Source organism: Streptomyces sp. NPDC030995 (assembly GCF_055571215.1).
Genome location: NZ_JBVIFS010000037.1, coordinates 50,937 through 65,170 on the forward strand (window position 1 = coordinate 50,937; position 14,234 = coordinate 65,170).

The following is a 14,234-nucleotide window of genomic DNA, read 5'->3' on the forward strand; positions in this document are numbered from 1 at the left end:
GCCACTGATACAGCAGCGCCCGTTAAAGGGAGGGAAGGCTCAGGCGGGGGTGATGTTCTCCGCCTGGGGGCCCTTCTGGCCCTGAGTGACGTCGAAGTTCACCTTCTGGCCTTCCTGAAGTTCGCGGAAGCCGGAGCTGGCGATGTTCGAGTAGTGGGCGAAGACGTCCGGGCCGCCGCCGTCCTGCTCGATGAAGCCGAAGCCCTTTTCCGAGTTGAACCACTTCACGGTTCCGCTGGCCATGTGTCCTCCAAGGGACTCGAAATCGGTCCCGCACCGTGCGGGAGCCGGAGGTGATCGCCCTGGTCCTCAGAGACTGTGAACAGCAAAATCGCCCGTGCACGTGTGCTCACGGGCGACCGGTACTTCGGAACCACGACAGCTGGCGCTGACGCTACACGGACAGTCCTGCTCGCACCACGAGAACACTCCTACGCCGCACTTCGCGGACGGGCTTCCAGACAGGGTGCGTGTCTCGCCGCTCTCGGCGTGGAAGCTGTCAACCGGGGCAGATCGCGCCGCGCCGTGGACCAGGCCGCTCTTGACGTGCCACCTCCGCCGGCCCCCGCACCCCGCAGCCCTGGGGGCCTGCCCGCCCGGCAGCCGCTGACGGAGGCTGCCGCCCGGGGGCGGCGGGAGGAGGATGAGAGGAGGGCCGACGGGGGCGAGTGAGGGACTGGATCGTCGGGTCCGAGGCCCGCCGCAGTGGCTGAGGAGGTCCGGTCATGATCGCGTCCGAGGCGTTTCGGGCCGAGCCCGGCCCAGTGGGAGTGGTTCCCTCCGAACCCGGCGGTCTGCTGGACGTTCTGAGCGTGGCCGCGGTGGTCCTGGACACCGAGGGGCGGATCACGTTGTGGAGCCCCCAGGCCCAGGATCTGTTCGGCTGGTCCGCCAAGGAGGCGCTGGGCAAGTACGCGGCCAAGCTGCTGGTCGCAGACGAGTACGTCGACCTGGTCCTCGAGCTGTTCGCCAAGGTCATGGCCGGTGGCGGCGCCTGGGCCGGGGTGTTTCCCGTGCGGCACAAGGACGGCTCCACAAGGCTGGTGGAGTTTCGCAACATGCGGCTGCTGGACGAACACGGAGGCGTGTACGCCTTGGGGATCGCCTGCGACGAGGCCGTTCTGCGAGGCGTGGAGCGCGACCTGGCGCTGTCGGTGCGGTTGGTGGCGCAGTCCCCGCTCGGGCTGGCTGTGCTGGACACCGACCTGCGCTACGTCTTGGTCAACCCGACGCTGGAGCGGATCAATGGCCTGCCAGCCGAGAAGCACCTGGGCCGGACCGTACGCGAGGCGCTGCCGTTCCTGGACACCGACGTGATCGAAGCCTCCATGCGCCAGGTCCTGGACACGGGCGTACCGCTGCTGGACCAGTTCTCCGTCGGGCGTGCTCCCGCCGACCCGGACCGGGAGCATGCCTGGTCGGGCTCGTACTACCGGCTGGAGGACCCCGGCGGCCGGGTGATCGGTGTTGCCCTGTCGGTGGTGGATGTTACCGACAGTTATCGTGCAGCCACAGAGGCCGCCGAGGCCCGTAGGCGCCTGGACCTCATCGCCCAGGCGTCGGTGACGGTCGGGACCACCCTGGACCTGGAACGAACAGCCCGCGAACTCGCCGGCCTCGTCGTGGCCGACCTGGCCGACGTCGCCTCGGTCGACGTCCTCGACTCCGTCTTGGAAGGCAGCGCGACCACGCCGCCCGGCCCTGGGACGGGGCAGGCTCTCTTCATGGCCCTGGCGGTAGCGGCGGCCTACGAGACGGACGCCACCCACGCCGCCGACCCGGTGGGCGAGCGCACCACCTATCCGGCCGAGCGTCTGGTCACACGCTGCGTGAGCACCGGGCGTCCCGTCCTGGTGTCGCACATCACCCGCCCGGACCTGGCGCGCATCGCGCGCGATGAGGCCGCCGCAGACCTCCTCGCCCAAGAGGGTTCGCACTCCTACATGGCCGTGCCACTGACCGCCCGCGGCCAGGTCCTCGGCGTCCTCGGCCTCCTGCGCACCCGCAATCCGATCCCCTTCAACCACGACGACGTCGCTCTGGCCGGCGAACTGGCCACCCGCGCCGCCATCGCCATCGACAACGCCCGCTGGTACCAGTACGCCACCGACACCGCCCTGACTCTTCAGCGCCACCTTCTCCCGCACCCCCCACCCCAGGCCGCCGGCCTCCAGATCGCCTACCGCTACCAGCCCGCGGCAGCGGCCAGCGGGATCGGCGGCGACTGGTTCGACGCGATCCCTCAGCCCAAGGACAAGACCGCCCTCGTGGTCGGCGACGTCATGGGACACGGTGTCCACGCCGCCGCCACCATGGGACAACTGCGCACGGCCACCCGCACCCTGGCAGACCTCGGCCTCGACCCGGCCCGAGTCCTGCGCCACCTCGACCGCATCACCGCCGGGCTGGACCAGACCATCGCGACCTGCGTCTACGCCACCTGGGACCCGCACCGCTCCCGCTGCCGCGTCGCCCTCGCCGGCCACCCGCCCCCCGTCGTCATCCGGTCAGGACAGGCCCCCGAACTGCTCGACCTCCCCGTCGGCGTGCCGCTCGGCGCAGGCGGCCTCGGCGTCGCCGATTTCAAGACCACCGTCCTCGACCTGATCCCCGGCGACCGGCTGGTCCTGTACACCGACGGCCTGGTCGAAACCCGCGACGAGGCCCTGGACGACCGCCTCGACCTCCTGCTCAGCCTCCTCACCGATCCCGGCCTCCCCCCGGAGGCGACCTGCGACCGGCTCCTGGCCGCACTACGACACCCCGACGCCGCCGACGACGTCGCCCTCGTCATCGCCCATGTACGACCCCACACGCCCAACGACGAGGCGAGCGCACCGACCTGACCGGCCCGCCACCATGGCCGGTCGATGCTCTCGTGTGCCCGTACTACGCGGCGGCCCCGGACCGACAGGCAGACCCGTACCATCGGCCCGGCGGGGCAGCGCCTGACACGCAACGCACCGATGTTGATCACTGCACCCGGCGAGGGTGCGCCGAGCCCGGCTGAGCAGTCGAGTCAGTGCGGTGCGTCCTGTGGTGCGAGGACGGTGAACAGTGCGTCGTCGGGGTCGCTCAGAGCGATCCAGCGGCTGACTGGCGAGGTTTGGACGGGTGAGGCGCGACGGCGAAGTACGGCGTCCACGCCACCGGCAATCCCAGGCGACGAGCCAGTGCGCCGATACCGGCGACCGGGGCTCCCTCGCGGGCGGCGACGGCGAACCCTCGCCGAGCCGGGTGCTGCGGAACTCCCAGCCCATCTCGGCCCCGTAGAACTCCTGGGCCGAGGCAACGTCCTGGGCCATCAGGGTGACCCAGCCTGGTGCGCCGAACACCTCATGGCTTGACGTTGACATGGTTCATCCGCCGCTCACCGTCACCGGGGCCGGGCCCGCCTTGGCGCCGGGCGGTGGGGAAAGCCGCCGAGTGCACCTGTGTACGTCCCGGCCTCCGGCGAGGTGAACGATGCTTGACGGTGCGTTATCCGGCGCTGCGCGTGCCGGGCGGGTCCTGGGGGTCCACACCGGTGGAGGCGGAGGCGTCCTTGGTTCCGCTGGGGCGCTGTGAGCGGCCTCGCGGGCCGAGGTCGTGCATGCCCTTGTCGCCGGAGCCCTTGCTCTGGTCCTCCCCGCGGGAGCCCCTGCTCTTGGAGGGCTTGCCGTGGGGGTTGCCCGCTTCTTCCTTGGAAACCTTTCTGCCCGGGCCCTTGGCGGGGGCGTACTTCTCCGGGTGGAAGGAGCGGTGGGCGCTCGGGTTCTCCTGCTGCGTGGTCTCGTCCACATCCGGTGACCAGCCGTGTTGCTTGGCTTCCTTGTGCCGGCTGATGCCCTCGCCATCGCGGGGCTGGGACGGCTTCGGTTGCTTGGTCATGGCCTGACCTGCTGTCCTGTATCGGGATGGACGCACACGTACGTGCGCTCTACCCGTGGTAGTGAAATTCTCCCACCTGCCCGCCGAGCGGTCATGTCAGGCCGCAAGGGTTCTCCTGTTCTGACGACCGGACGGTCCGAGGCCCGCACTGCCCTGAGCAGGGCAGAGTGCGGGGTTTGAGCCTCACTCTCGCCGTTTGAGCGCACGTGCCACGCGGGGGGCCTCGTCGCGGAGCAGTCGGCCGGCCAGCGCGCCGCCGAACACGACGACGCCCACGCCGACGAGCCAGGACTGGATGACCAGGACGGTTCCGAAGGGGCCGTAGGTGACCGCGCTGGATGCGATCAGTGGTGAGAACACGAGTCTGGAGAAGAGTCTGAGGCCGAGCAGTCCGAGCATGGTGGCGACGGCCCCGGGCAGCAGGGTGGCCCAGGCGATGCGGCCGCCGAGCAGGAGCCGCTGGGACCACCAGAAGAACAGGGTGCCGCTGACCACAGTGACCACCCCGCGGCCGAGGAATCCCGCCACAGGGGTGTGATCGCGGACAGGAAGAGGATCCCGATGAGGACGGCGAGCCACATCACGTGTCGCCACCTGGCCCACCAGCGGGCCGGGGGCAGATCCCAGATCTTCTCGTAGCCGCTCTGCACCGCCGCCCCGAACGACAGACCGAACACGGCGAGCACGGCGAGGCCGAACGCCGTCGTAGTCCGCCATGCCTGGCCCGGCAGGGCGAACAACCGCTCGACCTCCCCCCTGGCGGCCGTCGAGACGCCGAGCCCGTCTCCCAGCCACTGCGCGAACCCCCGCCCGCTCGCCGGATCGGCCGCCGACACAACGATCAGCAGCGGCACCAGCGTCAGGAACCCGAGCGCCGCGAACCCCAACGAAAGCTGCCACAGGTCGATATCGCTGCCCCACCCCCACCTGCGCCCGGCCCGCGAGCGGCGGATCGCGCTGCGCAAGCGCCCGAACGGAGACAACCGGCTCACGGCATCAGACGAGATGCCCTCGCTAGGGCGCACTGGGGCGCGTCTCCGAGCCCGGGACCTCGGTCGGCTGCTCTGCCGAGGCGCCGTGCTCAGGAGCCTTTCGCCAGCGGGCTTCGCAGAACGAGTAGAGGCCGAACAGCAGGAGTCCGACCGCCGCGGCGATCAGCAGGACGGGCCCGGCGGGTGTGGCGGCGAACGAACGCAGCGTCTCGTCCATGCCCTTGGCCTGGGCGGGGTCGAACTGCACGGCGGCCAGCAGGACGAACAGCCCGGCCACAGCCGCGACCACGCCGGTCGCCACGCCGCCGACGATGCCCAGCCCCGCGACGACCCGCCGCGTCGTCGGGCTCATCTCGTCCGTCCGGAGATTCTCCTCGAACTTCCGCATCAGGCTGCGGACCACGATCACCACACCGACGATGACCAGGACGGCTCCGACCACGCCGACGAGGACCCGCCCGAGGGGCCAGGTCAGCACCCTGGCGGTGTAATCCTTCGACGTCTCATCGCCGGGACGGCCACCGGCGGACCCGCCCACCAGCGCGGTCTGCACCACCCCGATACAGATCACGGCGTAGAAGACCGCCAGCCCCAAAGAGCCCAGGCGCCGGGTCCACTTATCGCCGCCCGTCACCGCCTGCCCGAACGCGGCCTCGGACAGCCGCCACAGCGCCATCGCCGCCAGCCCCACCACCAGCGCCCACAGCAGCACCCGGCCGAACGGCTGCTCGCCGATGGTCCGCACCGCGCCGGACCGGTCGGCCTCCTTGCCGCTGTCGCCGCCGAAACCCATCTGCACGGCCAGCAGCCCCACCAGTACGTAGATCACACCCCGCGCGCAGAGCCCGACCCTGGACAGGACCTCCATGGCGCGGCTGTTGGACATACGCCGCCCCTGGGACCTGGCGTGGGCGGCATCCCTCTTGATGGCCATACGTGGCACCTCCGGGGCCCTGCCGTGAGGCCGGCAGGGCGGGCGCAGTGGTCAGTGCTTGAAGGCGTCCTTGATCTTCGCCCCGGCCTGCTTGGCGTTGCCCTTGACCTGGTCACCACGGCCCTCGGCCCGCAGGTGCCAGCTTCCGGTCACGCGGCCGACGGTCTTCTTGGCGCCGCCCTTGACCGCCTCAGCCTTGTGCGCGATCTTCTTGCCGATACTCATCGGTGGCCACCCTTCGTAAGTCGTGCGCCGGCGCGGCGGCCTACCGGGGATCCGATCGGTGCTTGAACGGGTTGATCCCCCGCCGGTGCTCTCCGTTCGGGTTGGACTCTCGCCCACCGTCGCCTGTGGGCGGGGCAATGCCACGCTGGTCGACGACGTCTTCGCGCCCCTGGTCGACAGCGGCCGTCTCCCGACGCGCGGTGCGTCCCGGGCGAGCGTCGTGGCCGCGGCGAGAGGTACGGCGGGCACCGGCCAGGAGAAGGCTCAGTCCGAGCATGGCCACGGCCCCGACGATGATGCCGTAGAGGAAGAGGGTGCCGGTGGAGCCGGTGACCTCGTAGCCGAATACGGAGAACCCGCCAGTCAGCTCGTGGGCGCTGCCGTCGTTGGTAACGACGCCGGCCACACCGACGACCAGCGCGGCGATCAGGAGGACGAGTCCGAGGATGATGAGCATGGCGCGCTCCAGAGGTCCGCTCGCTGTCTCTCCACGGTAAGACTGTCCTGCCCGGGAAGCCACAGGCAGAGGGCGCATCTACCCTGGGAACAGGGGCTCTGCATCACTCCGTGAGATCGGCGGACATCATGATCGTCCTCGGAATCATCCTGCTGGTCGTCGGCTACATAGCCGGCATCGCCATCCTGTGGACCATCGGGATCATCCTGGTCGTCATCGGCATCATCCTGTGGATCCTGGGATCCGTCGGACACAAGGTCGGAGGACGACGGCACTACTGGTAGCCGCCCCTGACCCCGTGTGGGGAACACCCCCGTTTCCGTCGACGGCATGCTGTACCTGGTCTCCGCCGGCGTACTGCTCCTCATCGCCGACGTGAACCGACGGGCCTGGCTGGAACGGCTGCGACCACCAGCATTCCGGGCATGGAAAAGGCCGTCCTCTCATGTGTGAGAGAACGGCCTCCGACCTGCATGAAGCATGGTCGGGACGACAGGATTTGAACCTGCGACCCCTTGACCCCCAGTCAAGTGCGCTACCAAGCTGCGCCACGTCCCGATGCCCGCTGACCTGGGGTTTCCCCTGGCCGAACGCGCATGAGAACGATACCGCATTTCACGGGGTGGTCGCGCGCACCTTTTCCGCTACCGGTTCCGCGCGGCGTGCGGTGACCGCGTCGACCGCGTTCGCCGCGTCGACCGATGTCGGCGCCACGGCGTGCGGCGCCCGCCGGCGGGGCCGCGTCGCGGCCTTCAGCACGCGGCGGCCCAGGCTCTGGAAGGGCAGCTCGACCAGTCGGTAGCTGAGGTAGCTGAGCACCAGCAGGACGGCCATGAAGGCGCTGAACTGCACCAGGCGGCCCGTCCAGCTCTCGATCGGGGCGCGCCCCTCCAGAAGCCAGTTCATCGCGTGGATCACCGGGTTGTGCAGGAGGTAGAGCGAGTAGCTGATCGCGCCGAGCCAGCTCAGCCAGCGGGGGAAGCGGCGCTTGCGCAGCAGCATGCCGGCGGCGAAGACCGCCCACGCGGCGACGTAGGCGAAGGACCAGGCCATCCACGACCCGCTCCAGGTCCGCCAGAGGGCCGGACCGTGGTTGTACATGTAGCCGACGAGGAAGCCGCAGGCGACGACGAAGGCGCAGGACAGGAAGGCCTGGGCGCGGTCGATCTGGCCGTGCTCCAGGCGGTAGAGCACGGTGCCCGAGAACATGGTCGCGAAGATCATCATGGTCTCGAAGAACGTGGCCCGGCCGTTGAGGGTGATCAGGAGCAGCCCGAGGCCGCCGAGGAGCAGCGCCCCGGTCCTGGTCAGGGCCGGCTTGCCGGTCATGATGCACGCCATCGCCATCAGCACGACGGTGGCGCAGGCCAGTACCAGGTGCCGGGTCGACGCCAGGTTCACGGAGAGCGTCCCGACGGTGGCCCAGCCGCCGAGCATCAGGGCCGCGGCGGCGAAGCCGACCGCGATGGGCGCGCTCTTGCGGTGCCAGCCGAGCGCGAAGAGCGCCGTGACGAAGTAGTAGAAGACCATCTCGTAGGTGAGGGTCCACATCACCCCGAGGACGTTCGTGACGCCCATCACGTCCTGGATCATGAGCCCGTTGCCGACCAGCGAGAGCAACGCGTGCTCGAAGCCCCAGCCCGCGATCACCGTGTGCGCGCGGGGCAGGATCAGCAGCGAGGCGACCACGGTGAGGATGACGACCGGATAGATCCGGAAGGCGCGGCCCACCCAGAACGCGCGTATGTCGCCGCGCCGTTCCAGCGAGGCGGGAATGATGTATCCGCTCACCAGGAAGAACAACAGGACCCCGAAGATGCCCGGGTCCAGGTAGTACGGCACCCGGGTGCCGTGGGGCACCCAGTAGAACGGCAGCGCCAGGTGGTAGACGGCGACGGAGAGTGCCGCGATGCCGCGGAGGCCGTCCAGCCAGCCGAGCCGCGACGCGGCGGGAGGGGTGCCACCCTCGGCCGCGCCTCGCGCGACACGCCGGGCAGACAAGCGATTGGTCAGTTTCACTTCGGGAGGCTAGCCGACCCGCCACGGCGTCGAGGATCAGGAAATACGACAAAACGGACCACCCTCGGAGCCCTTCCCCAAACCGTGACCTTTTCAGCCACGGACTGTTCGGCTCCGCGCGGGCGCCGACACCGGCGCCCGCGGCTCAGGCCGTGTCGCCGGTCAGCTCCGGATGGGCCGCGACCAGGCGTTTCGGGGCGGCCTGCCGCCAGGAGTCGGTCAGGATGGAGCGCAGTTCGCCCTGGTCCTGCACCGCCGCGAGACGGACCCTGATCCAGCCATAGTTGTCGTCGTGACCCGCGCGTATGAAGAACTTCTCCGGCTCCGCCGCGATCAGCTCGGCCCGGTCCTCCTTGGGGCACTTCACGCCGATCGAGCTGTCGTCGTCGGCCAGCGAGACGAAGATCTTCCCGCTCACCCGGAAGGTCGGCATGCCCCAGGCGAGCTTCTCGCTGCTGTCCGGGAGCGACAGCGCGACCAGGCGGACGTCCTGCGCGGTTGTGGCCATCCCCGAGACTCCTCTCCAGTCACCGGTGAACCCTCGTCGTGAACCCACGTCCGTCGACCGTAGCCCCCGCCACTGACATTCGCGCTCACCCTTGCCGGACCTCCCCACGGAGCTCCCTACGGACCTCCCCACGGGCCTCCCCCCGGAGCTCCGCCCGGTCCTCCCGCTCGTGCACCAGCGCCACCAGCTCCGCCGCCAGCGCCTTGGCGGTGGCGAGCCCCTCCGTCCCCCACCGCCGCGGCACCACGTCCACCGCGCACACCGTGCCCAGGACGATCCCGCGCCGGTCCGTCAGCGGCGCGCCCAGGTACGAGCGCACCCCGCTCTCGTCCACCACCGCGTTGCCCGCGAAGCGCGCGAAGTCCCGTACGTCCTCCAGGACCAGCGCCCGCCGCCGTACCACCACGTGCGGGCAGTAGCCGTGGTCGCGGGCCAGGACCCGCGCCGGGTAGCCGCTCGCCGGGGCCTGGGCCGCGTGGTGGAGCCCGGCGAAGAACTGCCGTTCCTCGCCGATGAAGTTGACCCCCGCGTACGGCGCGGCGAGGGTGTCCGCGACACGCCGCGCGAAGGCGTCCAGCTCGGCGTCCGTGCGCTCCCCGAGGCCCAGCTCGCGCAGCCGGACGGTGCGCGCCGGTGCCTCCCGGTCCACCGGCGTGAGCAGCAGGTGTCCGGTCGATTCGTAGTACGTCATGACGGTTCCCCCGACTCCGAAGACGAAGAACTGAACGTGCACAGCAGATGGCGGACGAGGGCGGCGAGCGTCCCCGTCCCGGAACTGGTCAGGCGCGCATCGCACCGTACGACCGGCACCTCGGGCCCGAGCCCCACCGCATCGCGGACCTCGTCGGGCGCGTAACGGTGACCGTCCTCGAACTCGTTGACGGCGACGATGAAGCCGATCCCGCGCCGCTCGAAGAAGTCCACGGCGGGGAAGCAGTCGGCGAGGCGGCGGGTGTCGGCGAGCACCACCGCCCCGAGCGCGCCCGCGCACAGCTCCTCCCACAGGAACCAGAAGCGGTGCTGGCCCGGCGTACCGAAGAGGTAGAGCACGTGGCTCTCGTCCAGGGTCAGCCGGCCGAAGTCCAGCGCGACGGTGGTCGTGGACTTCGCCTCGACGCCGTGCAGCGGGTCGGCGGTCGCGCTGAGGTCGCTGAGCAGCTCCTCCGTGCTCAGCGGCTCGATCTCGCTCACCGCGCTCACGAAGGTGGTCTTGCCCGCCCCGAATCCGCCCGCGACCAGGATCTTCAGGGTCGCGGGAGCGGAGACGGGAGCGGGGGCTTCACAGTCGTCTATGTAGGCCATCGAGCACCGCCCGGAGCAGGTCGTGGTCGGCGGCGGCGAACGCGTCGCCACCGACGGCGGGGAACCGGGGCGCCTGCGCCATCACGGCCCCGTGTTTCATCAGATCGGCCAGCAGCACCTTCACCACGACCGCCGGCAGCCGCAGCTGTCCGGCCACCTCGGCGACCGTGACCGCCGCGGCGCCCGCGCACAGCCGCAGGGCGAGGGTGTGCTCGGCCCCCAGCGGGACGCGCGGACGCACCCCGGTCGCGGTCACCAGCGAGAGCAGGTCGAGCGCGACGCCCGCCCTCGTCCGCCCGCCACTGGCGGTGTACGGGCGCATCACCCGCCCCGCCGAGCCGTCGACCCACGGCGTGTCCCGCCCCTTCCGGTACGCCCCCGTCGCGCGGGCCCTCATCGCTCCGCGTCGGCGACGGGCCGCCGAGGCGGGGCCGCCAGGTACGGACGCACGCTCTTGACCAGCATGGCCATCTCGTAGCCGAGCACCCCGGCGTCGGCCTCGCGGTCGGCGAGGACGGCCAGGCAGGTCCCGGCCCCGGCCGCGGAGACGAAGACGAGCGCGGTGTCGAGCTCGACCACGACCTGCCTCACCTCCGCGCCGTCCCCGAAGCGGGAGCCGGCGCTGCGGCCCAGCGAGTACAGCCCGGACGCGAGGGCCGCCATGTGGTCGGCGCTGTCGGGGTCCAGGCCGTGCACGCAGGTCACGAGCCCGTCGGCGGTGAGCAGTACGGCGCTGCGCGTGTACGGCACGCGCTGCACCAGGCCGCTGAGCAGCCAGTCGAGGTCCGAGAGCCGGCCGCCGGTCTTCGTCGCCACTTCGCCGCCCATGGGGGTGCGCTCCTTGCTGAGGTGAGGGGTCGGGGTCATACCTGGTTCTCCGACTGGGCGAGGCCGAAACCCCGCTGGAAGGCGGCCATCAGGCCGGGGTCATGCACGGGCTGCTCGACGTCATCGGCCGCCCGCCGCGGTGCGGGTGCCTCGCGCAGCTGGGGCGCCAGGTGCTGCTGGGCCCGCCGCCGCGGCAAGGCCGGCCGGTCGCCTGCGGTGCGCGCGGCGGGCACGTACGGTGTCTGCGCCGCGGGCCCGGTCAGGGGCTCGGCCGACGCCGTCTCCTTGGCGCGCCGAACGGGCAGCGGCGGCGCAGCGCCCGCGGACTCGGCCGGTGCCGTCTCCCCGGCTCGGGGCGCGGGCAACGCCCACGCCGCACCGCCGGGCACCGGGTCGGCCCCGGGCACGGCTTCGGGTTCGGGCGGGGCTTCGGCCGACGCCGTGGCGCGGGACTCCACCGCGAGCTCCGTCGAAGGCGCGGCTGACGCCCTCTCCCCCGCTCGGGGTCCGATCAGCAGCTCGTCTCCGAGCCCCGTCGGCACCACAGCCCCGGCCTCGGCCTCGGACCACGACGGGGCCGCAGGCCCGGCCCCGGGTCCGGACTCTGCAGAAGCCGAAGCCGAAACCGCGTCCGTAGCCGTAGTGGCCGTGGCCGCTTCCGTGGCCGTGGCCGTGGCCGTGGCCGTGGCCGTGGCCGTGGCCGTGGCCGTGGCCCAAGGTTCGGTCGAAGGGATCTCCCGGCCTCGTGACAGCGGCGCGGTCGCAGGCTCCGGTGAGGTCACGCTCCTAGCACCGGGCTCGGGCACGGGCGCGGCCGCGGTCCAAGGGCCGGCTCCGGCTCCGGATACCGGCCCGGGCCGGGGCTCGGGGTCGCGCGGGGCCGCGGCCCCCGGGACTCCCGCATGGCGGGCACGCTCCGGTACGGACACCCGTACCGGCTCGAGCGGCGGCATCGCCGCGCCCTCCCCCGTCCCCCACGAGGTGGCCCGCGAGCCCCCCGCCGCGTCGGCCGCGGTCGGCGCCTCCGCGCCCAGCAGTACCTGCGGCAGCACCAGCACGGCGAGCACTCCGCCGTAGATGTTGGACTTGAGCTCGACGGCGATGCCGTGCCGACGGGCCAGCGCCGACACCACGTACAGGCCGATCCGCCCGTCCGCGAGCAGGTGCCGGACGCTGATCTGGTCGGGGTCGCCGAGCAGGGCGTTCATCCGGTGCTGTTCCTTGACCGGCATGCCCAGCCCCCGGTCCTCCACCTCGACCGCGATGCCCGCGGTGACCCGCTCGGCGCGCAACACCACATCGGTGTCGGGAGCGGAGAACACCGTGGCGTTCTCCACCAGTTCGGCCAGCAGGTGCACCACGTCGGCGACGGCGTGCCCGCGCACGCTGCCACCGGCCGGCGGTACTACCTTCACGCGGGTGTACTGCTCGACCTCCGCGACCGAGGAGCGGAGCACCTCGCTCAGGTCGATGGGCCGCGTCCACTGGCGGCGGGAGGCGGCGCCGCCCAGCACGGCCAGGTTCTCGGCGTGGCGGCGGATACGGGTGGCGAGGTGGTCGACGTGGAAGAGCTCCTTGAGGAGGTCCGGGTCCTCGACCGTGTCCTCCAGCTCGTCCAGCAGCGAGATCTCGCGGTGCACGAGGGACTGCAGCCGACGCGCGAGGTTGACGAAGACCTCTACCTTGCGCTCGCTGTCGGACGGAGCGGCCGGTCCGGCCAGCCGTACGAGGGTCTCGTGCGCCTGTTCGCGGGCTCCGCGCAGTTCCTGGGAGAGCAGCCAGAACTCGTCGACCCCGGCGGGATCCCCGCCGGTCGCCGGCGCGGTCGGGCCGCCCCGCACCGGACGCGGCGGGGTCTCGCCGCGTTCCAGCCGGTCGGCGGCGGTGCGCAGTTCCTGGCGGCCGCGCAGGCTGGAGCGGCGCAGCGCCTCGCACCGGTCCCGGACGGCCTTGGCGGAGCGCTGGGCTCCGAGCAGGGCGGCGGCGAGCGCGCCGACCACGAGCAGGGCGCAGCCGGTCAGCACCGGCCACAGCCGGGCGTCGCGGTCACCGGCTCCCCCGCCGAGCTGGAGCGTGAAGATCACCGCGGCCGTACCGCTGAGCCCGGCGGCGAGCGTGGGCAGTACGGCGGCGCGGACCAGCTGGGGGCGTATCTGCCGGCCGGGACCGGTGACGGCGTGTCTCGACGGGGCGTGGCGGGCGGCGCGGAGTCCGGACATCGGCGTCCTCGGTACGTGGGGCCCGGCCCCCAGCGTTCCCGGGGCCCGGTGTTGATCACCGGATACCCACGCTAGACCCCACCGTCCCGCCCCGGGCTGCCAGTTGGGGAACTTCGCGGGGGTGCTTCCCGCTCCCGGTGGAGCGCTCGCACAGCAGCCCGAATGCGCCGGGTCGCCTCCCGCACCGACCGGACCGCACCGAAGCAGCTGCCGGGACCGACCTGTTCGGGCCTCGTCACAGCCTGTACGAGAAGCGCAGTGCGCCGCCCTCCTCTCGGTACGATCCTCGGCCGCGGGCGCTGAAGGGGTTGGGTAGCACGTGGATCTTCAGCGTCCGCGGGTCGAGGACGGAGGTGATCGCGAGGATCCGCCACCGGTCGCTGCCGGCGAACCGCTGCGCTGCCCTGACCTCGCTCTCCCCCAGCTCGATCTGCCCTCCTTCGCCCTGGGTCGCCTTCACTTCGAACATGAGCGGGTGGTTGCCCGAGCCGACCAGGAAGTCGAAGCCGAGGCTGTTGTCGCCCGGGGAGCCGGGGAACACGCTCTGCCGGTTGCTCGACACCCAGCTGGTCTCGTTCGTCGCCTGGTGCTGCTCGCGGAGCAAATGACGGATGTGCGGCCCTGACCTGGGCCTTCGCGCCGAATCGTGCGCTAACCAGCGAAGACGCTGCCCGCAAGTTCTGACTGATCCGGGCCCCTTCCCACACTCATGTGCCCTAGATGTGCCCCTGACGAGAGAAAGGCGACGCCCCACACCCTTCGCGTGGGGTGTGGGGCGTCATTCGGCGCTAGGCCGTCTCTTTCGGATCTTGCCGGTTAAGCCCGCGTTGTCTGGTGCCGTGCATCGCAAGGCGGAGGGGCGCCCGAGTACTGGACGTAC

At 71.4% G+C, this 14,234-nt stretch carries 16 protein-coding genes and 1 tRNA gene; 2 read left to right on the plus strand and 15 right to left on the minus strand.

The features are described 5' to 3' along the window. Nucleotides 1–39: 39 nt before the first annotated feature. Nucleotides 40–243, minus strand: a complete 204-nt coding sequence (locus tag ACZ45T_RS33950; RefSeq protein ID WP_010982331.1) for a cold-shock protein — start codon at nucleotides 241–243, stop codon at nucleotides 40–42. 482 nt (nucleotides 244–725) lie between these two features. Between ACZ45T_RS33950 and ACZ45T_RS33955 the strand changes: the two genes are divergently transcribed. After that, nucleotides 726–2,846, plus strand: coding sequence for a SpoIIE family protein phosphatase (locus ACZ45T_RS33955; protein ID WP_468447978.1), 2,121 nt, complete (start codon nucleotides 726–728; stop codon nucleotides 2,844–2,846). Between the two features lie 634 nt (nucleotides 2,847–3,480). Here the strand turns inward: ACZ45T_RS33955 and ACZ45T_RS33960 are convergent. The 5 genes from ACZ45T_RS33960 to ACZ45T_RS33980 all read right to left on the minus strand — a co-directional run bounded on the left by ACZ45T_RS33960 (nucleotide 3,481) and on the right by ACZ45T_RS33980 (nucleotide 6,478). Then, on the minus strand, nucleotides 3,481–3,870 hold the full coding sequence (locus tag ACZ45T_RS33960; protein ID WP_468447979.1) for a hypothetical protein: 390 nt from the start codon (nucleotides 3,868–3,870) through the stop codon (nucleotides 3,481–3,483). Between the two features lie 183 nt (nucleotides 3,871–4,053). Then, the gene (locus tag ACZ45T_RS33965) at nucleotides 4,054–4,398 is read right to left on the minus strand and encodes a hypothetical protein (RefSeq protein WP_468447980.1); all 345 of its coding nucleotides are present in this window, start codon (nucleotides 4,396–4,398) and stop codon (nucleotides 4,054–4,056) included. Between the two features lie 486 nt (nucleotides 4,399–4,884). After that, on the minus strand, nucleotides 4,885–5,748 hold the full coding sequence (locus ACZ45T_RS33970) for a DUF1206 domain-containing protein (RefSeq protein ID WP_468447981.1): 864 nt from the start codon (nucleotides 5,746–5,748) through the stop codon (nucleotides 4,885–4,887). Nucleotides 5,749–5,847: 99 nt separating this feature from the next. Continuing rightward, nucleotides 5,848–6,021 (minus strand): CsbD family protein, encoded by a 174-nt coding sequence (locus ACZ45T_RS33975; RefSeq protein WP_362064443.1) that lies wholly within the window; start codon nucleotides 6,019–6,021, stop codon nucleotides 5,848–5,850. A 40-nt stretch (nucleotides 6,022–6,061) separates the two neighbouring features. Beyond that, complete coding sequence (locus ACZ45T_RS33980) at nucleotides 6,062–6,478, minus strand: hypothetical protein (protein ID WP_468447982.1); 417 nt, start codon at nucleotides 6,476–6,478, stop codon at nucleotides 6,062–6,064. 128 nt (nucleotides 6,479–6,606) lie between these two features. Between ACZ45T_RS33980 and ACZ45T_RS33985 the strand changes: the two genes are divergently transcribed. Then, nucleotides 6,607–6,762 carry a DUF6131 family protein gene (locus tag ACZ45T_RS33985; protein ID WP_399249844.1) on the plus strand — a complete coding sequence of 52 codons (156 nt, stop codon included), beginning with the start codon at nucleotides 6,607–6,609 and terminating at the stop codon, nucleotides 6,760–6,762. 197 nt (nucleotides 6,763–6,959) lie between these two features. Here the strand turns inward: ACZ45T_RS33985 and ACZ45T_RS33990 are convergent. The 9 genes from ACZ45T_RS33990 to ACZ45T_RS34030 form a co-directional block, all read right to left on the minus strand. Next, nucleotides 6,960–7,036 (minus strand) — tRNA-Pro (locus tag ACZ45T_RS33990). A gap of 57 nt (nucleotides 7,037–7,093) precedes the next feature. Then, nucleotides 7,094–8,497 (minus strand): acyltransferase family protein, encoded by a 1,404-nt coding sequence (locus tag ACZ45T_RS33995; RefSeq protein WP_468447983.1) that lies wholly within the window; start codon nucleotides 8,495–8,497, stop codon nucleotides 7,094–7,096. Nucleotides 8,498–8,642: 145 nt separating this feature from the next. Then, nucleotides 8,643–9,005, minus strand: a complete 363-nt coding sequence (locus ACZ45T_RS34000; protein WP_468447984.1) for an MmcQ/YjbR family DNA-binding protein — start codon at nucleotides 9,003–9,005, stop codon at nucleotides 8,643–8,645. Between the two features lie 85 nt (nucleotides 9,006–9,090). Then, on the minus strand, nucleotides 9,091–9,696 hold the full coding sequence (locus ACZ45T_RS34005; RefSeq protein ID WP_468447985.1) for a GAF domain-containing protein: 606 nt from the start codon (nucleotides 9,694–9,696) through the stop codon (nucleotides 9,091–9,093). Further along, nucleotides 9,693–10,307, minus strand: coding sequence for a GTP-binding protein (locus ACZ45T_RS34010; protein ID WP_468447986.1), 615 nt, complete (start codon nucleotides 10,305–10,307; stop codon nucleotides 9,693–9,695). Before ACZ45T_RS34010 ends, ACZ45T_RS34005 begins: the two co-directional genes overlap by 4 nt. Next, complete coding sequence (locus ACZ45T_RS34015; protein ID WP_468447987.1) at nucleotides 10,285–10,704, minus strand: DUF742 domain-containing protein; 420 nt, start codon at nucleotides 10,702–10,704, stop codon at nucleotides 10,285–10,287. The genes ACZ45T_RS34010 and ACZ45T_RS34015 overlap by 23 nt, the downstream gene beginning before the upstream one ends. Beyond that, nucleotides 10,701–11,135, minus strand: a complete 435-nt coding sequence (locus tag ACZ45T_RS34020; protein ID WP_468447992.1) for a roadblock/LC7 domain-containing protein — start codon at nucleotides 11,133–11,135, stop codon at nucleotides 10,701–10,703. The genes ACZ45T_RS34015 and ACZ45T_RS34020 overlap by 4 nt, the downstream gene beginning before the upstream one ends. Nucleotides 11,136–11,170: 35 nt before the next feature. Then, on the minus strand, nucleotides 11,171–13,354 hold the full coding sequence (locus ACZ45T_RS34025) for a sensor histidine kinase (RefSeq protein WP_468447988.1): 2,184 nt from the start codon (nucleotides 13,352–13,354) through the stop codon (nucleotides 11,171–11,173). A gap of 235 nt (nucleotides 13,355–13,589) precedes the next feature. Beyond that, nucleotides 13,590–13,958: a hypothetical protein gene (locus tag ACZ45T_RS34030; RefSeq protein ID WP_468447989.1), complete on the minus strand. Its 369-nt coding sequence runs from the start codon at nucleotides 13,956–13,958 to the stop codon at nucleotides 13,590–13,592. Between the last annotated feature and the right edge of the window lie 276 nt (nucleotides 13,959–14,234).